The following is a 22,695-nucleotide window of genomic DNA, read 5'->3' as shown; positions in this document are numbered from 1 at the left end:
AAGGAACTACTTGTTCAGACCGGGGTACAGCGGGTGCTTGTCCGCCAGCGCCCTGACCCGGGCCCTGAGCGACTGGGCGTCGTAGGACGGCTTGAGCGTCTCCGCGATCACGTCCGCGACCTCGGCGAAGTCCTCGGCGGTGAAGCCGCGGGTCGCCAGGGCGGGCGTACCGATCCGCAGGCCCGACGTCACCATCGGCGGGCGCGGGTCGTTCGGGACCGCGTTGCGGTTGACCGTGATGCCGACCTCGTGGAGGCGGTCCTCGGCCTGCTGGCCGTCCAGCTCGGACTCGCGCAGGTCGACCAGGAGCAGGTGCACGTCCGTGCCCCCGGAGAGCACGTTCACACCGGCCGCACGGGCGTCGTCGGCGGTCAGCCGCTCGGCGAGGATCTTCGCACCCTCCACCGTACGGCGCTGGCGCTCCTTGAACTCCTCGCTCGCGGCGACCTTGAAGGAGACCGCCTTGGCCGCGATCACGTGCTCCAGGGGGCCGCCCTGGAAGCCCGGGAAGACGGACGAGTTCAGCTTCTTCGCGAAGTCCTTCTTCGCGAGGATGATGCCGCCGCGCGGGCCGCCCAGCGTCTTGTGGGTGGTGGAGGTGACGACGTCCGCGTACGGCACCGGGTTCGGGTGCAGACCGGCCGCGACCAGACCCGCGAAGTGGGCCATGTCGACCCACAGGTACGCCTCGACCTCGTCGGCGATCCGCCGGAACTCGGCGAAGTCCAGCTGCCGCGGGTACGCCGACCAGCCGGCGATGATCACCTTCGGCCGGTGCTCCTTGGCGAGCCGCTCGACCTCGGCCATGTCGACGAGACCGGCGTCGTCCACGTGGTACGCGACCACGTTGAACTGCTTGCCGGAGAAGTTCAGCCGCATGCCGTGGGTGAGGTGGCCGCCGTGGGCCAGGTCCAGGCCGAGGATCGTGTCACCGGGCTGGGCCAGGGCGAACAGGGCGGCCTGGTTCGCGGAGGCGCCCGAGTGCGGCTGGACGTTGGCGTACTCGGCGCCGAACAGCTCCTTGACCCGGTCGATCGCGATCTGCTCGGCGACGTCGACGTGCTCGCAGCCGCCGTAGTAGCGGCGGCCGGGGTAGCCCTCGGCGTACTTGTTGGTCAGGACCGAGCCCTGGGCCTCCATGACCGCGATCGGCGCGAAGTTCTCGGAGGCGATCATCTCCAGGGTGGACTGCTGACGCTCCAGCTCGGCGTCGAGCGCGGCGGCGACGGCCGGGTCGAGCTCGTGCAGGGGCGTGTTCAGAAGCGACTTGTCGGACATCTCAGTCATAAGGGGCTACGACTCCTCAGCCGGCGGTGTGGGCGTCGTACTCGTCGGCGGAGAGCAGGTCGGCCGGCTCCTCCGTGACGCGTACCTTGAACAGCCAGCCGCCCTCGAAGGGGGCGGAGTTCACCAGCGCCGGGTCGTTCACCACGTCCTCGTTGATCTCGGTGATCTCGCCGGTGACCGGGGAGTACAGGTCCGACACCGACTTGGTCGACTCCAGCTCGCCGCAGGTGTCACCCGCGGTCACGGTCGAGCCGACCTCGGGGAGCTGGGCGTAGACGACATCGCCGAGCGCGTTCGCCGCGAACTCGGTGATGCCGACCGTCGCGACGCCGTCCTCGGCGGTCGACAGCCACTCGTGCTCCTTGCTGTAGCGCAGCTGCTGGGGGTTGCTCATGGCCTGAATTCTCCTGTACGCGCGGGAGGGGTGCGGAATGGGGTGTGCTGGAAACCCGGATGAGCAGCGCAAACGTGCGCGAGGTCACGCACGGGTCGCTGCCGGTGACTGCTGCGGGGCCGGTCTCTGCTTCCGGCCAAGTGTCTACTTCTGCCGCTTGTAGAAGGGCAGCGCCACGACCTCGTACGGCTCATGGCTGCCGCGGATGTCCACGCCGACCCCGGCCGTCCCCGGCGCCGAGTGGGCCGCGTCGACGTACGCCATCGCGATCGGCTTGCCCAGCGTGGGGGAGGGGGCGCCGGAGGTGACCTCGCCGACGACCTCGCCGCCGGCGACGACCGGGTACCCGGCCCGCGGCACACGACGCCCCTCGGCGACCAGGCCGACGAGGACGCGCGGCGGGTTCTCCGCGGCACGGGAGGCGGCCCGCTCCAGGGCCTCGCGCCCCACGAAGTCGCCCTCCTTCTCGAACTTCACCACCCGGCCGAGCCCGGCGTCGAAGGGCGTGAGCGAGGTCGACAGCTCATGGCCGTACAGCGGCATGCCCGCTTCCAGGCGCAGCGTGTCCCGGCAGGACAGGCCGCAGGGGACCAGTCCGACGCCCTCGCCCGCCTTGGTCAGCGCCTGCCACAGCTCGACGGCGTGCTCCGGCCTCACGAACAGCTCGAAGCCGTCCTCACCGGTGTAGCCGGTGCGGGCGATCAGGGCGGGCACGCCGGCGACGGTGCCGGGCAGTCCGGCGTAGTACTTCAGGCCGTCGAGGTCGGCGTCGGTCAGCGACTTCAGGATGCCGGGGGACTCGGGGCCCTGGACGGCGATGAGCGCGTACGCGTCCCGGTCGTCGCGGACCTCGGCGTCGAAGCCGGCCACCCGCTCGGTCAGCGCGTCCAGCACGACCTGGGCGTTGGAGGCGTTGGCGACGACCATGTACTCGGTCTCGGCGAGCCGGTAGACGATCAGGTCGTCGAGGATGCCGCCGTCGGCACGGCAGATCATGGTGTAGCGGGCGCGGCCGACACCCACGGAGGCGATGTTGCCGACCAGGGCGTGGTTCAGGAAGGCGGCGGCCTGCGGACCGGTGACGGTGATCTCGCCCATGTGGGAGAGGTCGAAGATCCCGGCCTTCGTCCGCACCGCGATGTGCTCGTCGCGCTCGGAGCCGTAGCGCAGGGGCATGTCCCAGCCGGCGAAGTCGGTCATCGTCGCGCCGAGCGAGCGATGCAGGGCATCGAGCGCGGTGTGACGGAGTGGCGTACTGCTCACGGTCGGTCGTCTCCCAGATGCGTGAGGGCGAGGTCGGTCCTCCCCATCTGTCATCGGAACCTGAGAGGTTCGCCATGACCCGCGGGGGTCCATGGCTTGCACCTTGGGTGGGGCAGCGCCCGCCCTCGACGAGGGGGATGCGGCCCACTTTTCAGATGTGCCTCGCCCGCGCGGTAACGGGGCCTGAGAGATTCAAGGGAGGGACTTGCTCCTTCGGCGCCCCGGCGATGCACTGCCAGGGACTCTCCCGCGCGGATTCAAACGGCCGGTATGCAGTTGGCGCGGACATCATTGCACGCATCCCCGCACTGCGTCAGGGGGGTGGTGCACAGGGGCCGCGGCGAGTACACAGGCGTACACAGCACCCTGTAGCAGGCTTGTTGCTGTAAGAGGACTGAAACGAGAGACACCGGGCATTACCTTCTCTTTACACTCGACGGGGAGGAGACTCGTGAACCGCCCCAGGGGAGGACGATCACGGTGGACAGGACCACGGCGTACGCCACGACCTTGGGCCTCGCGCTGCCGAAGCAGCCCACGACCTCGGCCCGGGAGGCGTGCGAGGCGCGCCCGGCCTGCGTGGTCCGCGATCTGCGTGAGCGCGCCGGCCACAGCCCGCACGCCCTGCTCTTCGCCCCCGAGGACCTCGTCGTGATCACCGGCCTGCCCGGCAGCGGCAAGTCCACGCTGATGCGGCGGACGGTGAAGGGCATCCGTATCGACTCCCAGGACGTCCGGGACCGCTGGGAGGCCCGGATGCCCGGCTTCCTCCCCTACGCCGTCTACCGCCCCCTGGTCCGCCTCGCGCACTACGCCGGACTGCGCCGCGCCCTGCGCTCCGGCGAGGGCGTCGTCGTGCACGACTGCGGCACCCAGGCCTGGGTGCGGGGCTGGCTGGCCCGGGAGGCCCGGCGGCGCGGCGGCACCCTGCACATGCTGCTGCTCGACGTCGCCCCGGACACGGCCCTGGAGGGTCAGCGCGAGCGGGGGCGGGGCGTCTCCCGCTACGCCTTCCTGCGTCACCGCACGGCCGCCGCGCGGCTGCTGCGCTCGGTCGAGAAGGGCCACCTGCCCCGGGGCTGCGGCGCGGCGGTGCTGATCGACCGGGAGGCGGCGGACACCCTGCGCAGGATCGCCTTCACCGGCTGACCGGCCGTATCCGTGCGCGGGCCCGGCCGTATCCGTGCGCGCGCCGGCCACCGGCTAGCCTTTCGGTCCACAGACGTAGTTCACAGCAGGCGGTCGGACAGATGGACATCCCAGCGGATCTCCCCGCGGACTTCCCGGCACAGACACACCTCCACCCGCACGGCGGCTGGCCCGGCAACGAGCTGGAGGAGGTGCTCTCGGCCTCCCTCGGGCTGCCTTCGGCGGGCGGCCGGATCATCGAGGTGCTGGGCCGCAGCTTCGTCTGGGTGCCCCTGCCGGGCGGCGGCGGCCCGCACAGCGGCCCCCTGGACCTGCCCACGCTGGAGATCGGCGGCCAGGCCTACGTCCCGGTCTTCAGCTCCGAGGAGCAGTTCCGTCAGGTCGTCGGCTCCCACATGTCGTTCGCCGTCGCCCCCGCCGTGGAGTTCGCCCGCGGTCTGCCCCCGCAGGTGGGCATCGCCGTCAACCCGGACGGCGTGGTCGGCGTCCCGCTGCCCCCGGCGGCGGTGGCCGAGCTGTGCCGGGCGGGCCGCACGCCCCTGGACGGCCTCGCCTCCGGAGGTCGCGTCAAGCTCTACGAGCCGGACTGGCAGGACGACCCGGTCGACTTCCTCGCGGCCGCCTCGGCCGAGTTCGCCGCCACCGGCGTGGTCACCACGGCCCGCCGCTGCCTGGCGACGATCGAGACGGCCACCCCGGTGATGTTCATCGGTGTCGAACTCGCCCACTGGGAGGGCGACCTGCGCGCGGCCCCCATGGACGCCGTCGCCCGCGCCCTGGGCAGCAGCCCGGTCAGGTGGCCGGTCAACCTGGTGCTGCTGGACGTGGCCCAGGACCCGGTGATCGACTGGATGCGCCGGCAGGTCCGCCCCTTCTACCAGCGGGACTTCTGAGCGCCGCGCAGGGCGAGCGCCCCCGGCGGGGTGCGGGGACCCGCGCGAGGCGGCCACGACGAACCCGCAGACGGCAGACCACATCAAGTCCCGAGCTCTCAACGGTTCTCCCGGTGGAGAGCCTAAGCTGGGCCCACAGCCAAAATTTCCCGAAGGGGCGGTAAAAGGTGAGCGCGAGCGGCACAACCTCGACCGGGCAGGTCGAGCACATGCTGCGCCAGGTGACCCCCGGGCGCTACGACGCCTACGAGGCCCTCCTGCGCGCGCTCGCGACGCCGTCCCTGGGCCAGATCTGGATGCTGCTGTGGCACGGCCAGGCCGGCTCCCCGGACGCCCAGTACGGGAACATGGAGGTCGACGGCTACGGCTACGCCCCGTGCGTCACCTCCGCCCAGGAGCTGTCGGCCAGCGGCTGGAACCGCTCCTACGAAGTGGTCGACGGCGTCGACGTCGCCCGCACCCTCTACCCGGACCACTTCGGCCTCTGGCTCAACCCGCACGCCCCGGGCGGCGGCGTCGGCATCCCCTGGCTCGACCTGCGCCGCATCGCCACCGGCCTGGACCGCCAGCCCGCCGGCCCGCTGCGGCTGTCGGAACCCGGCATCGAGATCCCGCAGTTCTACGCCCTGCTCGCGCAGAACGCCCACCGCACCCCGGCCGTGCGCGCGCTGCGCCGCGCCTGGGTGCAGCCGGCGCTCGGCGCGCCGTATCTCGCCATCGGTCTCGACGTGTACGACACCAGCCCGCCGGCCGTGGACTCGGTGCGCTCGATGATGTCGCAGTCGATCGGCGCGGTCCCCGACGGGCTGCCCGTGTCGACCGTGGCGATGTCCGACGAGGACGACCCGGTCGCCATGTGGATGCGGGCGAACACCCGGCCGTTCTACGACCGCGAGGCGCACGCCGCCGCCCCCGCGCAGGCTCCGGCGTCCGGTTACGGCTACCCACCGGCGCAGGGCCGTTACTGATCTTTCACGCGTTACCCTACTGATCGGTCAGCAGGCCGATTCTCATAGGTCCAAAGGCTGGCGGACTGTGGTTTCGCAGGCAGATCTCCGCGCGTAGATGCGATCGGAAGGTCCCGGTCCGCCCGCATACGCCCCGACTGGCGCACGTCCGACGGGCGTTACCTGCTGTTCGGATAACGGAACTCCTCAGACAGCATCACGGTTGCGCATCCTTTCCCTGCCAGCTCTGGCGACTGATCGCCAAAGCGTTGAAGACTCCCCGCAAGACACGGGCCGGTCGGTCCCGTGTACGAGTGGAAGCAACCGCTACAGCGGCAGCCAGGGGGTCGGCAACCGCCGGCCGAGAGGGGTCAAGCGCAAAGTGACGGCACCGATCGAGACCACCGGATCGCAGGCCGAGGCCCAGCCCGAGGCCGTGCTCGCGGGGGTCGAGTCCAAGCAGATCGAGGGTCGGTCTCTGGGGCAGATCGCCTGGACCCGCTTCAAGAAGGACAAGGTGGCGGTCGCCGGAGGGATCATCGTGATCCTTCTGATCCTGCTGGCCGTGCTGTCCCGTCCCATCCAGGCCCTGTTCGGGCTGGACCCGAACGCCCTGAACCAGGACCTGATCGACCCCAACACCTCGCTGCCCAAGGGTGACTTCGGCGGCATGAGCTGGGAGCACCCGCTCGGTGTCGAGCCGAAGTTCGGCCGCGACATCGCCACCCGCATCCTGGAGGGCTCCTGGGTCTCGCTGGTCGTCGCCTTCGGCGCCACGATCCTGTCCAACACGATCGGCGCGGTCCTCGGCGTGGTCGCCGGCTACTACGGCGGCCGGGTCGACACGATCATCAGCCGGCTGATGGACACCTTCCTGGCGTTCCCTCTCCTGCTGTTCGCCATCGCCATCTCGGCCACCCTGCAGGGCGGTGCCTTCGGGCTGGAGGGCCTGCCGCTGCACATCACGGTGCTGATCTTCGTGATCGGCTTCTTCAACTGGCCCTACCTGGGCCGTATCGTGCGGGGCCAGACGCTGGCCCTGCGTGAGCGGGAGTTCGTCGACGCCTCGCGGGGGATGGGGGCCAAGGGGCCGTACATCCTCTTCCGGGAGCTGCTGCCGAACCTCGTCGGCCCGATCATCGTCTACTCGACGCTGCTCATCCCGACCAACATCCTCTTCGAGGCGTCCCTGAGCTTCCTCGGCGTCGGCATCCAGCCCCCGCAGGCGTCCTGGGGCGGCATGATCAACCAGGCGGTCGACTACTACCAGGTCGACCCGCAGTTCATGATCGTGCCTGGTCTGGCCATCTTCGTGACCGTCCTGGCGTTCAACCTGCTCGGCGACGGTCTCCGTGACGCTCTCGACCCGCGCAGCCGCTGACCCGCGGCCGCGGAGCGAGTCCAAAAGATTTCCAACAATGGAGGGGAAGCGGACCATCATGCGAAGGTCAACGCTGGCCGCGGTTGCGGCTCTCGGCAGTGCGAGCCTGCTGCTCTCGGCATGCAGCAAAGCCGATGACGGCAGTGAGAACGGAAACAAGTCGGCTGGGGCCAACGCAGCGACCAAGGGTGTCGTCAACGCCTCCACCCAGAAGGGGGGCACGGTCACGTACGAGTACTCGGACGTGCCGGACTCCTTCGACCCCGGCAACACGTACTACGCGTACATGTACAACCTCAGCCGGCTCTACGCCCGCCCGCTGATGACCTTCAAGCCCGCCGCGGGCGAGGCCGGCAACGAGCTGGTCCCGGACCTCGCGGCGAGCCCCGGTGAGCCCAGCGACGGCGGCAAGACCTGGACGTACAAGCTGCGTTCGGGCCTGAAGTACGAGGACGGCACGCCGATCACCTCGAAGGACGTCAAGTACGCCGTCGAGCGCTCCAACTTCGCGCGTGACGTGCTCTCCCTCGGCCCGAACTACTTCCAGCAGTTCCTGGACGGCGGGGACAAGTACAAGGGCCCGTACAAGGACAAGAGCGGCAAGGGCCTCGCGTCCATCGAGACGCCGGACGACACCACGATCGTCTTCAAGCTCAACCGTGCCTTCCAGGAGTTCGACTACCTGGTCGCGACGCCGCAGACGGCTCCGGTGCCCAAGGCCAAGGACAAGGGCATCGACTACGTCAAGAACATCGTGTCCTCGGGCTCGTACAAGTTCCAGAGCTACGACGAGGGCAAGCAGGCCGTCCTCGTGCGCAACGAGAACTGGGACGCCAAGACGGACCCGCTGCGCAAGCAGTACCCGGACAAGATCGTCGTCAAGCTGAAGGTCAACGCCGAGACCATCGACCAGGACGTCCAGGCCGGTACGGCGATCGACCTCGGCGGCACCGGCGTCCAGGCCGCGACCCAGGCGAAGGTCGTCAACGACGCCGCGCTGAAGGCCAACACGGACAACACCTACGGTGGCCGCCTGGTCTACATGGCGATCAACACGCAGGTCGCGCCGTTCGACAAGGTCGAGTGCCGCAAGGCCGTCCAGTACGCCATCGACAAGGTCTCCGTGCAGACCGCCGAGGGCGGCCCGATCCGCGGTGACATCGCCACCACCGTCCTGCCGCCGGACATCCCCGGTTACGAGAAGGCCGACGCCTACGCCACCAAGGACCACAAGGGTGACGTCGCCAAGGCCAAGGAGCAGCTGAAGGCCTGCGGCAAGTCGAGCATCAAGACCAACATCTCGGCGCGCAGCGACCGCCCGCAGGAGATCGACGCGGCCACCGCGATCATCGCCTCGCTGAAGAAGGCCGGCATCGACGCCACCCTCAAGCAGTACCCGTCGGGCAAGTACTTCACCGACTACGCGGGTGTGCCGGAGTTCGACAAGAAGCAGAACATCGGTCTGCACATGATGCAGTGGGGTGCCGACTGGCCGTCCGGCTACGGCTTCCTGCAGCAGATCCTGCACGGTGACGCGATCGGCGCGTCCGGCAACACCAACCTCTCGTACATCGACGACAAGCAGATCAACGAGATGCTGGAGAAGGCCATCGCCACCGAGGACGAGGCCCAGCGCAACAGCCTGTACGCGCAGATCGACAAGCGTGCGATGGACCAGGCGGCCATCGTCCCGCTGACCTACTTCAAGGTCCTGTTGTACCGCCCGGCCAACTTCACCAACCTGGTGTCCACGGCGGCCTTCAGCGGTCAGTACGACTACCTCAACATCGGCACGACCAAGAAGTAGCCCCGGAAGGCAGGTGAAGGCTTTGGTGCCCGTGGGCTTCGCGGCCCACGGGCACCGGCGCCGGTCCCCGTGATCTCGTACATCCTCCGTCGGACGGTCGCGGCAGTGATCCTGCTGCTGGTCGTCACCGCGGTCACCTTCGCGATCTTCTTCCTGCTGCCACGGCTCGCCGGCCAGACCGCCGACCAGCTCGCGCAGCAGTACATCGGAAAGAGCCCGACGAAGGCCGACATCGCCGCGGTCAAGCAGAACCTCGGTCTGGACCAGCCCCTGTACGTCCAGTACTGGCACTTCATCAAGGGGATCGTGGCCGGCGCCACCTACGACCTGGGCCCCACCACGACGCAGTGCAACGCGCCGTGCTTCGGCTACTCCTTCAAGAACCACGTCGAGGTGTGGCCGCAGCTCACCTCCCGCCTTCCGGTGACCCTCTCGCTGGCCGCCGGCGCCGCCGTGCTGTGGCTGGTGTCCGGTGTGCTGATCGGCGTGATCTCCGCGCTCAAGCCCCGCAGCTTCTTCGACCGCACCTTCATGGGCGTCGCCCTCGCCGGTGTGTCGCTGCCCATGTTCTTCACGGGCAACCTGGCGCTGCTGCTCTTCACCTTCCAGTGGCCGATCTTCGGCCGCACCTACGTACCGTTCACCGAGAATCCGGCGCAGTGGGCCAACACCCTCTTCCCCGCGTGGTGTTCGCTCGCCCTGCTGTACTCCGCCATCTACGCGCGGCTGACCCGCTCGGGCATGCTGGAGACGATGAACGAGGACTTCATCCGCACGGCCCGCGCCAAGGGCCTGAGGGAGCGCAAGGTCGTGGCCCGGCACGGGCTGCGGGCCGCGCTGACCCCGATCATCACCGTCTTCGGCATGGACCTGGGTCTGCTGCTCGGCGGCGCCGTGATCACCGAGACCGTCTTCTCGCTGCCCGGCATCGGTCAGTACGCGGTGCAGGGCATCACCGACAACGACCTGCCCCCGATCCTCGGCGTCACCCTGCTCGCCGCCTTCTTCGTCGTGATCGCAAATCTCCTGGTGGACCTGCTCTACGCCGCCGCCGACCCGCGCGTGAGGCTCTCGTGACCGAACTCTCCAAGACCGGCGCCGCCGTGGGCGAACCCTCGCCCTCGAACGCACCCGACGCCTTCCTCGCGGTCCGCGACCTCAAGGTGCACTTCCCGACCGACGACGGCCTGGTCAAGTCCGTCGACGGGCTCACCTTCCAGGTGGAGAAGGGCAAGACCCTCTGCATCGTCGGTGAGTCCGGCTCGGGCAAGTCCGTCACCTCGCTGGCGATCATGGGCCTGCACCGGCTCGGGGCGCGCGGCAAGAACGTGCAGATGTCCGGTGAGATCTGGCTCGGCGGCAAGGAACTGGTCGCCGCCGACCCGGACGAGGTGCGCCGGCTGCGCGGCCGCGAGATGGCGATGATCTTCCAGGACCCGCTGTCCGCGATGCACCCGTACTACACGATCGGCAACCAGATCGTGGAGGCCTACCGGGTCCACCACGACGTCAACAAGAAGACGGCGCGCAAGCGGGCGATCGAGATGCTCGACCGGGTCGGCATCCCCGAGCCGGACAAGCGCGTCGACAACTACCCGCACGAGTTCTCCGGCGGTATGCGCCAGCGCGCGATGATCGCCATGGCGCTCGTCAACAACCCCGAACTGCTCATCGCGGACGAGCCGACCACCGCCCTCGACGTCACCGTCCAGGCGCAGATCCTCGACCTCATCCGGGACCTGCAGAAGGAGTTCGGCTCCGCGGTCGTCCTCATCACCCACGACCTCGGCGTGGTCGCCGAGATCGCCGACGACGTCCTGGTGATGTACGGCGGCCGGTGCGTGGAGCGCGGCTCGGTCGACGACGTCTTCGAGCGCCCGCAGCACCCGTACACCTGGGGCCTGCTCGGTTCGATGCCGCGCATCGACCGGGAGACCTCCGAGCGGCTCATCCCCGTCAAGGGCCAGCCGCCGAGCCTCATCAACGTCCCCTCGGGCTGCGCCTTCCACCCCCGCTGCCCGTACGCGGACGTCCCCAAGGGCGATGTCACCCGTACCGTGCGCCCGGAGCTCCAGCAGGTCGGCGGCGGGCACTTCTCCGCCTGCCACCTCTCGCCGGAGGACCGTACGCGGATCTGGACCGAAGAGATTGCGCCGAAGCTGTGAGTGAGACGAAGAAGACGGACGAGGCGCCCGCGGCGGTCGACGACCGTGAGGTGCTCCTCAAGGTCGAGGGCCTGCAGAAGCACTTCCCGATCCGCAAGGGCGTGCTCCAGCGTCAGGTCGGCGCGGTCAAGGCCGTCGACGGCATCGACTTCGAGGTGCGCAAGGGCGAGACCCTCGGCGTGGTCGGTGAGTCGGGCTGCGGCAAGTCGACCATGGGGCGGGTCATCACCCGGCTCCAGGACCCGACCGGCGGCTCGATCCACTTCGAGGGCAAGGACATCACACGGCTGAACACGGCCGGGATGCGTCCGCTGCGGCGGGACATCCAGATGATCTTCCAGGACCCGTACGGCTCCCTGAACCCCCGGCACACCATCGGCGGAATCGTCTCGGCGCCGTTCCGCCTCCAGGGCGTCGAGCCGGAGGGCGGGGTGAAGAAGGAGGTCCAGCGGCTTCTGGAGCTGGTGGGCCTGAGCCCCGAGCACTACAACCGCTACCCGCACGAGTTCTCCGGCGGCCAGCGCCAGCGCATCGGCATCGCGCGGGCGCTCGCGCTGAAGCCCAAGCTGGTGGTGGCCGACGAGCCGGTCTCGGCGCTGGACGTGTCGATCCAGGCGCAGGTCGTGAACCTCATGGACGACCTCCAGGAGGAACTCGGCCTCACGTACGTGATCATCGCGCACGACCTCTCCGTCGTACGGCATGTCTCGGACCGTATCGCCGTGATGTACCTCGGCAAGATCGTCGAGCTCGCCGACCGCACCTCGCTGTACGAGGCGCCGATGCACCCGTACACCAAGGCCCTGATGTCGGCGGTCCCGGTCCCCGACCCCAAGCGCCGGGGTGCCAAGAGCGAGCGCATACTGCTCCGCGGCGACGTCCCCTCGCCGATCTCCCCGCCCAGCGGCTGCCGCTTCCACACCCGGTGCTGGAAGGCGACGGAGATCTGCCGGACCACGGAACCGCAGCTGCTGGAGCTGAGGCCGGGCCAGCGCGTGGCCTGCCACCACCCCGAGAACTTCGAGGACCAGGCCCCGCAGGAGACGGTCCTGCTCGCCGAGGCCAAGGAGGCGGCCGAACTGGTCGCCGACGAGGTCCTGGCGGAGTCGGCGGTGACGTCCGCGGCGGTGGCGGCGAAGGTGGAGGCCGGCGACGAGAAGCCGGCGGGGGCGGAAGCCGGGCGGACACCCCTGGCCGAGGAGCCGGCGGAGGAATCCGCGGGGGCCGCGGACGCGGCCCCGGGGACCGGCCCCGGCGACCGGACGACGCCCGACGTGCCCGCGGCCGGCGCCGAAGGCCCCGCCGAGGAGCCGACCGACTCCACCGGTCCCGCCACCGACGCCCCGTCGACGGAGCCGGAAGCGGTCGCCGAGCAGAAGAGCCGGGACTCCGAGGGCTCGTAACTCCGCACCACCGAGCAGCCCCCGCCTTCATTTGCAAGGCGGGGGCTGATTCCTGCGCGAGAATGTACGGGTGCTCCAGCAACTGTTCAGCCCGTCCGTCCAGCACACGCTCGACCTGATCGGCATCTTCGTCTTCGCCATCTCGGGCGCCCTGCTGGCGGTCCGCAAGAACTTCGACGTCTTCGGTATCGCCGTCCTCGCCGAGGTCACCGCCCTGGGCGGCGGGCTGTTCCGGGACGTCGTCATCGGCGCCGTGCCCCCGGCAGCCTTCACGGACCTGGGGTACTTCCTCACCCCGCTGCTCGCCGCGCTCCTCGTCTTCTTCCTCCACCCGCACGTGGAGCGCATCCAGACCGGCGTGAACGTCTTCGACGCGGCGGGCCTCGGCCTGTTCTGCGTCGCCGGGACGACCAAGGCGTACGACTACGGCCTGAACCTCACCGCGTCCGCCACCCTCGGCCTCGCGACCGCCGTCGGCGGCGGTGTGCTGCGCGACGTCCTGGCCAACGAGGTGCCCTCACTGCTGCGCTGGGACCGCGACCTGTACGCGGTCCCGGCGATCGTCGGCGCCACGATGGTCGCGCTGTGCATCCACTACGACGCTCTCACCCCGCTGACCAGCACGCTCGCGGCCGTCACGGCCTTCGTGCTGCGGCTGCTGGCGATGCGGTTCCACTGGCGAGCTCCGCGTGCCTGGAACCGACGGTCGACGGTGCGAGAGGAGTAGCCCCCGGCACCGTACGGACCCGATGGCCCGTCCCCATCACATCGGTCAGCCAGCGGAACGCCGGGACCACCTGCGGCTTCCACAGCGCCATGGTGTGGCCTCCCGCGCTGCTCGGGATGAACACCACGTCCACGGTCGTGGGTGCCTTCGCGATCCGCTGCACGGCCAGGGCCGCCTCGTACCCGTCCTTCGGCTGGCCGGAGAAGTAGAGCGCGACACGCGGCGGGATGCGGGACTTGCCGAGCAGCTCGTAGGGGTTGTTCGCGGCTCGCAGGGCCGGGGTCTTCCCCGCCAGCGAGTTCGGTACGGCGACGGGGTCGTTGTAGCCGGACATGCTGACCGCGGCCCGGTAGCGGTCCGGGTGGGCGACGGCGAGCTTCGCCGCGCAGTGCGCGCCCGCCGAGTAGCCGGCGACCGCCCAGCCGTCCGGCGCGGCCTGGGCCCGGAAGTTGTCCATGACCATCTTCGGCACGTCGACGCTGAGCCAGCTGTCGGCGTTCACCTTGCCCGGGATGTTCGCGCAGCCGGTGTCCACGCCCGGCAGCAGCGTGGTGCGCGGCGAGACGATGATGAACGGCTCGATCTGCCCGCTGCGCATCAGCGGCGCGAGCTGCTGGGTCGCGTCCATGGTCCCGAACCACGCCTTCGACGAGCCGGGGTAGCCGGGCAGCACCTCGACGACCGGGAACTTGTGGTCGCGGTAGGCGGGGTCGCGGTACTGCGGCGGCAGCCAGACGTTGACCTCGGCGTGCACCCCGGACACCCGGCCCTTGAGCTGGGTGACGACCACCCCGCCCTCCTCGCGCATGCCCGGTCCCTTGGCCGGCTTGAAGACCTGCCGGACCTTCGGCAGCTTCTCCAGCGCGATCCCGCCGGTGCCGCTCGTCCCGAGGTCGGCCGCCTTGTGGACATGGTCGCTGGTGCCGAGCAGGTCCCCCCAGTTGTCGTACAGCTGGTTGGAGTTGTTGACCAGGGTGAAGACCAGGGCGACCGCCGTGCCCTGGGCGAACAGCACCATCAGCACCCGGGTTGCGCCCCGCACGACTCTGGGACCGCGGATCCGCGACCAGAGGACCAGCGGCAGCACGACGGCGACGACGCACAACGCGACGAGGGTGTAGAGGAAAGGGGCCCCGGTGAGACTCATGTCCTCATAGAGGGGGAGATCGGGGCTCGGGTTTCGGGCGAGAGGGGACACTTACCGAAAAGTTGCGCAGGTCTCAGCTCCGGTGGCGGCGGGTTCCATTCCAAAGCTACCGCTTAGTAGTTAGCTGTTGTACGGTTCATCCATGCCAGAAGCAGCCTCCGCCCCGACGGCCCCGCGAGCCTCGATCGGCGACAGCGAGTTCGACCGCGACACCGCGCTCACCCGGCGCGCGCCCGGCGTCTACGACATCGACCTCTCGGCCGGCTGGACCATCATCAGCGCCGTCAACGGCGGCTACCTGCTGGCCGTCCTCGGCCGCGCCCTCGCGGACGCCCTGCCGCACAGCGATCCGTTCACCATCTCCGCGCACTACCTGACCGCCTCCCAGCCGGGCCCGGCGGTCGTCCGCACGGACGTGGTACGCACGGGCCGGACCCTGTCGACCGGCCAGGCCTCGCTCCTGCAGTACGACGAGGAGGGCCGTGAGGTCGAGCGGATCCGTGTCCTCGCCTCCTACGGCGACCTGGACTCCCTCCCCGACGACGTGCGCACGACGGCGAAGCCGCCCGCGATCCCGCCGATGGACCACTGCTTCGGTCCCGAGGACGGGCCGGCCCCGGTGCCCGGCAGTTCGGCGATCACCGACCGCCTGATGCTCAAGCTCGACCCGTCCACCCTGGGCTGGGCGCTCGGACAGCCTTCGGGCAAGGGCGAGATGCGTGCCTGGTTCGGCCTCGCGGACGGCCGCGACCCCGACCCGCTCTCCCTGCTGCTCGCGGTGGACGCCCTGCCCCCCACCGCCTTCGAGATCGGCATCTCCGGCTGGGTCCCCACGGTGGAACTGACGGTCCACGTGCGCTGCCGCCCGGCTCCCGGCCCGCTGCGGGTGTCGATCACGACCCGCAACCTGGCGGGCGGCTTCCTGGAGGAGGACGCCGAGGTCTGGGACAGCGCGGACAGGCTGGTGGCCCAGTCGAGGCAGTTGGCGAGGGCAAGGCTGAGCTGAGCCCCGCGCGGCGGCCCACGGCTGACGCGGGACGCTTCGTACGCACGACAGGGCGGTACCTCCGGTGCGGGGGTGCCGCCCTTCTGCGTCCCCGGCCACCAGTGCCGTGCGTACACCCGACCGTGACGGGTACTCAGTTCAGCCAGTGCTCCCGGCCGATGTTGATCAGGCGCATCTGGCGGGTCGCGACCTGGGCGACGCGCCGCCGTTCCTCCTCGGGTTCCTCCAGGGCGTCCAGGAAGAGGGAGGCCGTCATCAGCATCTGGTCGACGTAGAGGTTGGCGAGCATGAGGAGGTCGTCGTCGTCCCAGCCTTCGGAGACCGGGTCCTTGGTGAGCGCGGCCTTCACCTCGTCGGCGAAACGGGCCAGTTGGTCCTGGATCGCCTCCCGCACCGACTGCACCCCGCCATGCCGCTCGCGGGCGATGAAACGTACATGGGCCGGATGGGTCGCGACGTGCTGGGCGATCAACCCGACGGCGCGCTCTATGCGTTGCTCGCTGTCGCCGGACGAGGAGACGATCGTGCGGATCATCGGGTGCAGGCTGCCGAGCGCCTCCTCGACGAGGGCCACGCCGAGGTCGGCGGTGGAGCGGAAGTGTCGGTAGAAGGCCGTCGGGGCGACGCCGACCGCACGGGTGACCTCGCGCAGGCCCAGGCTGCTCAGGCTCTGTTCCTCCAGCAGTCCCAAGGCCGCGTCCAGGAGGGCCTGTCGGGTCTTCTGTTTCTGGGCCTGCCGAATGCCGAGGGTGTGACTCATACCATGCAGTTAACAACTGTTCTCTGGAATTGAAAAGCCGTGGGGCGCGCTAGACTTGGAGTCAGTGAACAACTGTTACTACAACTGTTCACCGAAATGTCACGAGAGAGATCGACGCGAGAGATCTGGAGGGGGATCCATCTCATGCTGTTCCTCGTCGCCGCGCTGCTGCTGCTGGGTGTGCTGCTGGGCGCCGTGGCTCACGCGCCGCTCGGCTTCACCGTCGTCGCCGCCGCCGTGATCGCGGTGTGGCTGGCCGTCTTCGCCGCCCGCGAGCGCCACGCGCGCCGTCACTGACTCCGTGATCCGGACCGAACCGACTTCTCTGGAGCTGACACCCATGCATCTCACCGCACCGGCCACCGCTCGTCCCCGCACCCGCGATGCCGACGGCATGGCCGTGGCGTCCTTCGTCCTCGGCCTCGTCGGCCTCCTCGTCTTCAACATCTTCCTCGGCCCGGTCGCCATCGTCCTGGCCGCGGTGGCGCTGTGGCGAGGCACGAACCGCAAGGGCCGCGCCTACCTGGGCATGGGCCTCGGGGTGGCCGACCTGGTGGTCCTGTTCACCTTCATGCAGGCGGACAACACGCTCTCGTGGAGCTTCTAGCGGGCTCAGGGGCTCGCGGGACCGCACCCGCAAAGGCGCCACCCACCCGCACCCGGACCGACCTTGACACCGGCCCCCTTACCGGCGCCCTCTAGAATCATGGCCACCATGGCTTACCTCGACCACGCCGCGACCACTCCCATGCTCCCGGAGGCGGCAGAGGCGCTGACCGCCCAGCTGAGCATCACCGGCAACGCGTCCTCCCTGCACGCATCCGGCCGTCGCGCGAGGCGATCCGTCGAGGAGGCCCGCGAAATACTCGCGGAAGCGCTCGGCGCCCGCCCCAGCGAGGTCGTCTTCACATCCGGCGGCACCGAGGCGGACAACCTCGCGGTCAAGGGCCTGTACTGGTCCCGCCGCGACGCCGACCCGGCCGGCCGCCGCACCCGCGTCCTCGCCAGCCCCGTCGAACACCACGCCGTCCTCGACGCCGTCCACTGGCTCGGCGAACACGAGGGCGCCACGATCGAGTACCTCCCGGTCGACACCCACGGCCGTGTCCACCCCGACGCCCTGCGCGAAGCCATCGCCCGCAACCCCGATGACGTCGCCCTGGCCACCGTGATGTGGGCCAACAACGAGATCGGCACGGTCATGCCGGTCCGTGAACTGGCCGAGGTGGCCGCGGAGTTCGGCGTTCCCCTGCACGCCGACGCCGTCCAGGCCTTCGGCCAGGTCCCCGTCGACTTCGCCGCCTCCGGGCTCGCCGCGATGACGGTCTCCGGCCACAAGATCGGCGGCCCGTACGGCATCGGCGCCCTGATCCTCGGACGCGACCACGCCCCCGTGCCCGTGCTGCACGGGGGAGGCCAGGAGCGGCACGTACGCTCCGGCACCCTCGACGTCCCCGCGATCGCCTCCTTCGCGGTCGCCGGCCGCCTCGCCGCCGAACAGCGCGAGTGGTTCGCCACCGAGATCGGCGCCCTGCGCGACGCCCTGGTCGAAGCGGTCCGTACGGCCGTCCCGGACGCGATCCTCGGCGGCGACCCGGCACCCGGCGGACGCCTCCCCGCCAACGCCCACTTCACCTTCCGGGGCTGCGAGGGCGACTCCCTGCTGCTGCTCCTGGACGCCCAGGGCATCGAGTGCTCCACCGGCTCCGCCTGCACGGCGGGCGTCGCCCAGCCCAGCCATGTCCTCCTGGCCACCGGCACCGATCCCGACCTGGCCCGCGGCACGCTCCGCTTCTCCCTCGGCCACACCTCCACGGAGGCCGACGTCGAGGCCGTCGCCAAGGCCATCGGCCCGGCGGTGGAACGGGCCAGGGCGGCAGGGCTGACATAAGGGGCGCGCGCAGTCCCGGCGCGCGCTCTTGCTCAGGGACGGACAGAGGCGGACGGCCCGCCCGTGAACCTCGTCACACAGGTCTTCGCCCTCGTCGCAGCGCTGACACATGTCGGCGCCGGCACCCTGGAACGCTTCGGCCACGACCGCCCGGCGGCCCTTCCCCCGCCCGTGGCGGGGAGCGGCCGGCCAGGACTCCCACCCGCCGTGACCCTGGTCGCCGCGCTCTTTCGACCGCTCACGCCGGTGCGGTACGAGCCTTGCGGACGAGCTTCATGTACCGGTCCCAGTCCCAGTGCTCCCCGGGATCCGTGTGATCGGTCCCCGGTACCTCCACGTGCCCGATGATGTGCTCGCGGTCGACGGGGATGTCGTACCGCGCGCAGATCCGGGCCGTGAGCCGCGCCGAGGCCTCGTACATCTCGTCCGTGAGGTCCTGCGGCCGGTCCACGAAGCCCTCGTGCTCGATGCCCACACTGCGCTCGTTGTAGCCGCGGTTGCCCGCGTGGTATGCCACGTCCAGCTCGCGGATCATCTGCGTGACGTGGCCGTCCTTGCGGACGATGTAGTGCGCGGCCGCACCGTGCTCCGGGTCCTGGAAGACCTTCACGGCGCTGTCGAAGCTGCCCTGGGTGACATGGATGATCACCATGTCTATGCCGTAGTCGTCGGGGCGGTCCGCCCGCCGCCAGTTCGCGTCCGACGCCGCCACCCACCGCGCGCCGGCATGGTCCACCTCGCCCTCCTTGCGCGGCTTCTCCACGCCGGGAACCCGCCACCACAGCCGCGCGAGCTCGTCGCGGGCCAGCACGGCCGATCCCGCCGCCGCCACCGTCCCGCCGATCAGCAACGCGCGGCGCCCGACCTTCCGGTCGCCGTCCTTCGGAGCCTTCCGCTGTCCCATGTGATCGTCAACGGATACTCGCGGGTCCCGGTTCCCGCGCCCCCGTACCCTGGAAGGGTTATGACTGACACCGCGCAGCCCTCCCGCCCCCTCCGCGTCCTCGCCGCCATGTCCGGCGGGGTCGACTCCGCCGTAGCCGCCGCCCGCGCGGCCGAGGCGGGCCACGACGTGACCGGCGTCCATCTCGCGCTCTCCGCGAACCCGCAGTCCTTCCGCACGGGTGCGCGGGGCTGTTGCACCATCGAGGACTCCCGGGACGCCCGCCGTGCCGCGGACGTCATCGGCATCCCGTTCTACGTGTGGGACCTCGCCGACCGTTTCCGCGAGGATGTCGTCGAGGACTTCATCGCCGAGTACGAGGCCGGCCGCACCCCCAACCCGTGCCTGCGCTGCAACGAGAAGATCAAGTTCGCCGCCCTCCTCGACAAGGCCCTGGCCCTGGGGTTCGACGCGGTCTGCACCGGCCACTACGCCAAGGTCGTCCTGAACGAGGACGGCACACGCGAACTGCACCGCGCCTCCGACATGGCCAAGGACCAGAGTTACGTCCTCGGCGTCCTGGACGAGAGGCAGCTGGCGCACGCCCTCTTCCCGCTCGGCGACACCGTGACGACGAAGGACGAGATCCGCGCGGAGGCCGAGCGCCGGGGCCTTGCGGTGGCCAAGAAGCCCGACTCGCACGACATCTGCTTCATCGCCGACGGCGACACCCAGGGATTCCTCGCGAACCGCCTCGGCAAGGCGGAGGGCGACATCGTCGACGAGACGGGCGCCAAGCTCGGCACCCATGAGGGCGCGTACGGTTTCACCATCGGCCAGCGCAAGGGCCTGCGCATCGGCACCCCGGCCCCCGACGGCAAGCCGCGCTACGTCCTCGACATCTCGCCGGTGGACAACACGGTGACGGTCGGCCCCGCCTCCGCCCTGGACGTGGGCGCCCTGACCGCCGTCAAGCCCCGCTGGTGCGGCGCCGCCCCGACCGGCCCCGGCACCTACACCGCCCAGCTGCGCGCCCATGGCGGCGAGACCGAGGTGACCGCCGAGCTGGTCGACGGCTCCCTGCAGGTCACCTTCACCGAGCCGGTCCGTGGTGTCGCACCCGGCCAGGCGATCGTCCTGTACGACGGCACGCGCGTGGTGGGCTCGGCGACGATCGCGTCGACGGTACGGGCGGCGGCCTCGGCCGTCTGAGAATCCGGAATGCGGCCGGATTCGGCATCCCGATAAATGGAATGTTGAATTCCCAACCGGCTCACGCGGAATCCGTTCAACAATGCCTGACCCGGGGCGTCGCTCTCTGGGGGGACTCACAGAGAACTCTAAGAGGTTACTCAGGGTTCGTCATGATCCCGCTCCCCGTACTCAACGAGCCCATGGTACGGTCGTTTGAAAGACCGGTGGATGTTCTTACGGGGGGATGATCCACTGTGGGGAGCGGAATATTCTCCATTCTTTCACTTGTGCGTAGCCTATTTATTTTCGAGCTCGTGGCATTCTCGTTCGCGCTGGGAGTCCTGGTCCGCTCAAGAATGCGGGGGCGTCAGCTCAAGGAATTCGCCCGGCAGGAGAGGATCCGTGAGCGGATCCGCATCGCCTCGGAACTGCACGATGGTGCAGGTCACCGAATGCTGGGCATCGTCATGCACGCCCGGCAACTGTCCGCCGACGCGCCAAAGACGGCGCACGCCATCGAAGACCTGGCCCTGGAGGTCCAGCGAGAGATCCGTGAGGCCGTCGGCTGGCTGCCGCGATCCGGAGGAGCGCCGGCGAAGGACGCCTCACTGTCGGACCATGTGATCGCCCTCGGCATCGACCTCCCGCAGGTGGACCTCGCCGTCCACTTCGTCAATGTCGAGGCCGAGGCGAATCTGCACGCCAGCACACGACTCGCTGCGCTGCGGATCATCCAGGAGGGCGTCACGAACGCCATCAAGCACGGTGAGGGGCCCATAGAGGTACGGGTCGAGTTCGGCGAACAACTCGATGTGAGCATCGTCAACGGACCCGCTGCCAGGAGCGACGACGGCGTGCGCTCCCTGGGGCGCGGCCCCTCCACGGCCCCTCTGGTCCCCGGCGCCGGACAGGGCCTCTTCCACATGCGCCGACGCGCCGCCGAACTGGGCGGCTCCCTGGACTACGAGGAACTGCCCGGCGGCGGCGTACGGATCACGACCGCCCTGCCCAGCCGTCCCGGTCGGCCCCTCCCGGCAACCGCCTAGGCCCTGCCTGGCGCGACCGGTCGGGTCGGTGCCCAGCCCTGCCCGACGCGACCGGTCGGGTCGGCTCCGGCACCGGCGGGCGGAGCGCCGCCGTAGGACGGTCGCCCATGCCGACGGACTCCCGGCTCGTGCGCCTCGGCCTCCGCGGGTGGCCCAGGCGCGGCACGAACGCACTCCGACCGAGAGTTCCCAGGAAGGCCCATGAAACCGATACGCCTGCTCATCGCCGACGACCAGCCACTGGTGCGCCAGGGGCTGCGCGCCGTGTTCGCACCGCTGGAAGACATCACCATCCTCGGGGAGGCGTCCAACGGCGCCGAGGCGCTGGAACTCGTTCGGCGCACCGCGCCGGACGTCGTCCTGATGGACGTGAACATGCCCCGGATGAGCGGCCTGGAAGCGACCAGGCGGATCTTCTCCGGCGGCCCGCGGGACGCGGCGCCGAAGATCGTCATGCTCACCATGTACGACCAGGACGAGTACGTCTTCGAGGCGCTCAGGGCCGGAGCCAGCGGCTTCCTGGTCAAGGACTCCTCCCCGGCGCGACTCGCCGAGGCGGTACGGGAGGTGGCCGACGGCGGCGCCCTGCTGTCCCCGTCGGTCACCCGGCGCCTCATCGGGGAGTTCGTCCGCCGGCCCGCCGTCCCTTCCTCCGCCGCCGCCGAACTGACGTCCCTCACCAGCCGGGAACTCGATGTATTCCGGCTGCTGGTCCAGGGATACGGAAACGCGATGATCGCGGAGAAACTCACCCTGGGGGAAAGCACGGTCAAATCTCATGTGCAGCACCTGTATCGGAAGCTGGGCGTGCAGGACCGGGTGCAGGTGGTCATTTACGCCTACGAGAACGGGCTCGTCTGACCTTCGCGCATCCGGTGGGCCTCCTCCGCGCGGGGGAGGCTGAATTCCCCCCGGGTGGGGAAGACGGATCGGGCCGGGCCGCCTTAGCGTGACTGCCGGATTATGTCCGCCGTCACACAGGAGACGCCCATGGCCGATCGGATTCTCATCGTCGCCCGCATGGCACCGGAGAAAGCGGAGGAAGTCGCTTCCATATTCGCGGCCTCCGACCGGACCTCGCTGCCGGCCGACCTCGGGGTGACACGCCGCGAACTCTTCCACTACCACGACGACCTTTACTTCCACCTGGTGGAGTTCGACGGGGACGCCGACCGCGCCATGGCCGCCGCACGGGTCCGTGAGGACTTCCAGCGGCTGTGCGCCGATCTGGATCCCCTCATCGCGCCCTACGACCCCGAGACCTGGCGCAGCCCGGCGGACGCCAGCGCGACGTCCTTCTACCGCTGGACCCCTCACGAGGGGGCGTAGCGGCCCTGCCCGGCGCCCATCGC

Annotated in this window: 23 protein-coding genes and 2 riboswitches; of the genes, 17 read left to right on the top strand and 6 right to left on the bottom strand. The window is 69.9% G+C overall.

What is annotated here, in order from left to right; all coding sequences use genetic code 11:
• Nucleotides 1-6 precede the first annotated feature (6 nt).
• The 3 genes from glyA to gcvT all read right to left on the bottom strand — a co-directional run bounded on the left by glyA (nt 7) and on the right by gcvT (nt 2,944).
• Nucleotides 7-1,278 (bottom strand): serine hydroxymethyltransferase, encoded by a 1,272-nt coding sequence (gene glyA, locus ACWCPI_RS23800; RefSeq protein ID WP_451040021.1) that lies wholly within the window; start codon nt 1,276-1,278, stop codon nt 7-9.
• Nucleotides 1,279-1,303: 25 nt separating this feature from the next.
• Nucleotides 1,304-1,681 carry a glycine cleavage system protein GcvH gene (gcvH, locus tag ACWCPI_RS23795; RefSeq protein WP_019759220.1) on the bottom strand — a complete coding sequence of 126 codons (378 nt, stop codon included), beginning with the start codon at nt 1,679-1,681 and terminating at the stop codon, nt 1,304-1,306.
• 144 nt (nt 1,682-1,825) lie between these two features.
• On the bottom strand, nt 1,826-2,944 hold the full coding sequence (gcvT, locus tag ACWCPI_RS23790; RefSeq protein WP_451039991.1) for a glycine cleavage system aminomethyltransferase GcvT: 1,119 nt from the start codon (nt 2,942-2,944) through the stop codon (nt 1,826-1,828).
• A gap of 37 nt (nt 2,945-2,981) precedes the next feature.
• Nucleotides 2,982-3,105, bottom strand: a riboswitch (glycine riboswitch).
• Nucleotides 3,106-3,204, bottom strand: a riboswitch (glycine riboswitch). It lies immediately after the preceding riboswitch.
• 220 nt (nt 3,205-3,424) lie between these two features.
• Here gcvT and ACWCPI_RS23785 point away from each other — a divergent pair.
• From ACWCPI_RS23785 to ACWCPI_RS23745, 9 genes are all read left to right on the top strand, one after another.
• Nucleotides 3,425-4,093, top strand: coding sequence for an AAA family ATPase (locus ACWCPI_RS23785; RefSeq protein ID WP_451039990.1), 669 nt, complete (start codon nt 3,425-3,427; stop codon nt 4,091-4,093).
• A 101-nt stretch (nt 4,094-4,194) separates the two neighbouring features.
• Entirely contained in the window at nt 4,195-4,986 is a 792-nt protein-coding gene (locus ACWCPI_RS23780; protein WP_451039989.1) for an enhanced serine sensitivity protein SseB, read from the top strand.
• Nucleotides 4,987-5,153: 167 nt separating this feature from the next.
• The gene (locus ACWCPI_RS23775; RefSeq protein WP_451039988.1) at nt 5,154-5,954 is read left to right on the top strand and encodes an enhanced serine sensitivity protein SseB C-terminal domain-containing protein; all 801 of its coding nucleotides are present in this window, start codon (nt 5,154-5,156) and stop codon (nt 5,952-5,954) included.
• A gap of 361 nt (nt 5,955-6,315) precedes the next feature.
• Nucleotides 6,316-7,314: an ABC transporter permease gene (locus ACWCPI_RS23770; protein WP_388801241.1), complete on the top strand. Its 999-nt coding sequence runs from the start codon at nt 6,316-6,318 to the stop codon at nt 7,312-7,314.
• A gap of 58 nt (nt 7,315-7,372) precedes the next feature.
• Complete coding sequence (locus tag ACWCPI_RS23765) at nt 7,373-9,121, top strand: ABC transporter substrate-binding protein (protein ID WP_451039987.1); 1,749 nt, start codon at nt 7,373-7,375, stop codon at nt 9,119-9,121.
• 69 nt (nt 9,122-9,190) lie between these two features.
• Nucleotides 9,191-10,198, top strand: a complete 1,008-nt coding sequence (locus ACWCPI_RS23760) for an ABC transporter permease (protein ID WP_388801236.1) — start codon at nt 9,191-9,193, stop codon at nt 10,196-10,198.
• The gene (locus ACWCPI_RS23755) at nt 10,195-11,286 is read left to right on the top strand and encodes an ABC transporter ATP-binding protein (protein WP_451039986.1); all 1,092 of its coding nucleotides are present in this window, start codon (nt 10,195-10,197) and stop codon (nt 11,284-11,286) included. Before ACWCPI_RS23760 ends, ACWCPI_RS23755 begins: the two co-directional genes overlap by 4 nt.
• Nucleotides 11,283-12,689 (top strand): dipeptide ABC transporter ATP-binding protein, encoded by a 1,407-nt coding sequence (locus tag ACWCPI_RS23750; RefSeq protein WP_451039985.1) that lies wholly within the window; start codon nt 11,283-11,285, stop codon nt 12,687-12,689. Before ACWCPI_RS23755 ends, ACWCPI_RS23750 begins: the two co-directional genes overlap by 4 nt.
• Before the next feature lie 70 nt (nt 12,690-12,759).
• Complete coding sequence (locus ACWCPI_RS23745) at nt 12,760-13,416, top strand: trimeric intracellular cation channel family protein (protein ID WP_388802676.1); 657 nt, start codon at nt 12,760-12,762, stop codon at nt 13,414-13,416.
• Here the strand turns inward: ACWCPI_RS23745 and ACWCPI_RS23740 are convergent.
• A complete protein-coding gene (locus tag ACWCPI_RS23740) occupies nt 13,325-14,563 on the bottom strand; it encodes an alpha/beta hydrolase (protein WP_451039984.1) in 1,239 nt (412 codons plus the stop codon). The genes ACWCPI_RS23745 and ACWCPI_RS23740 overlap by 92 nt on opposite strands.
• A 142-nt stretch (nt 14,564-14,705) precedes the next feature.
• On the opposite strand from ACWCPI_RS23740, the gene ACWCPI_RS23735 reads away from it, so the two are divergent.
• On the top strand, nt 14,706-15,569 hold the full coding sequence (locus tag ACWCPI_RS23735) for a thioesterase family protein (protein WP_451039983.1): 864 nt from the start codon (nt 14,706-14,708) through the stop codon (nt 15,567-15,569).
• A gap of 133 nt (nt 15,570-15,702) precedes the next feature.
• On the opposite strand, the gene ACWCPI_RS23730 is transcribed toward ACWCPI_RS23735, so the two are convergent.
• On the bottom strand, nt 15,703-16,329 hold the full coding sequence (locus ACWCPI_RS23730) for a TetR family transcriptional regulator (RefSeq protein ID WP_451039982.1): 627 nt from the start codon (nt 16,327-16,329) through the stop codon (nt 15,703-15,705).
• 144 nt (nt 16,330-16,473) lie between these two features.
• Between ACWCPI_RS23730 and ACWCPI_RS23725 the strand changes: the two genes are divergently transcribed.
• From ACWCPI_RS23725 to ACWCPI_RS23715, 3 genes are all read left to right on the top strand, one after another.
• Nucleotides 16,474-16,626, top strand: coding sequence for a hypothetical protein (locus tag ACWCPI_RS23725; RefSeq protein ID WP_451039981.1), 153 nt, complete (start codon nt 16,474-16,476; stop codon nt 16,624-16,626).
• A gap of 43 nt (nt 16,627-16,669) precedes the next feature.
• On the top strand, nt 16,670-16,936 hold the full coding sequence (locus ACWCPI_RS23720) for a DUF4190 domain-containing protein (protein ID WP_451039980.1): 267 nt from the start codon (nt 16,670-16,672) through the stop codon (nt 16,934-16,936).
• Between the two features lie 108 nt (nt 16,937-17,044).
• On the top strand, nt 17,045-18,220 hold the full coding sequence (locus ACWCPI_RS23715; RefSeq protein ID WP_451040020.1) for a cysteine desulfurase family protein: 1,176 nt from the start codon (nt 17,045-17,047) through the stop codon (nt 18,218-18,220).
• A gap of 238 nt (nt 18,221-18,458) precedes the next feature.
• Here ACWCPI_RS23715 and ACWCPI_RS23710 read toward each other — a convergent pair whose 3' ends face one another.
• Entirely contained in the window at nt 18,459-19,124 is a 666-nt protein-coding gene (locus ACWCPI_RS23710) for an N-acetylmuramoyl-L-alanine amidase (protein ID WP_451039979.1), read from the bottom strand.
• A gap of 60 nt (nt 19,125-19,184) precedes the next feature.
• Here ACWCPI_RS23710 and mnmA point away from each other — a divergent pair, with 60 nt between their 5' ends.
• The 4 genes from mnmA (at nt 19,185) to ACWCPI_RS23690 (ending at nt 22,672) form a co-directional block, all read left to right on the top strand.
• The gene (mnmA, locus tag ACWCPI_RS23705) at nt 19,185-20,315 is read left to right on the top strand and encodes a tRNA 2-thiouridine(34) synthase MnmA (protein ID WP_451039978.1); all 1,131 of its coding nucleotides are present in this window, start codon (nt 19,185-19,187) and stop codon (nt 20,313-20,315) included.
• Between the two features lie 338 nt (nt 20,316-20,653).
• Nucleotides 20,654-21,343 (top strand): sensor histidine kinase, encoded by a 690-nt coding sequence (locus tag ACWCPI_RS23700; RefSeq protein WP_451039977.1) that lies wholly within the window; start codon nt 20,654-20,656, stop codon nt 21,341-21,343.
• 201 nt (nt 21,344-21,544) lie between these two features.
• A complete protein-coding gene (locus tag ACWCPI_RS23695) occupies nt 21,545-22,204 on the top strand; it encodes a response regulator (protein WP_451039976.1) in 660 nt (219 codons plus the stop codon).
• A 129-nt stretch (nt 22,205-22,333) separates the two neighbouring features.
• The gene (locus tag ACWCPI_RS23690; protein ID WP_451039975.1) at nt 22,334-22,672 is read left to right on the top strand and encodes a TcmI family type II polyketide cyclase; all 339 of its coding nucleotides are present in this window, start codon (nt 22,334-22,336) and stop codon (nt 22,670-22,672) included.
• Nucleotides 22,673-22,695: the final 23 nt, after the last annotated feature.

This window comes from Streptomyces sp. NPDC001920 (assembly GCF_053594495.1).
Note: the sequence above shows the minus strand (reverse complement) of the source record. Positions and strands in the feature narration are given on the sequence as shown.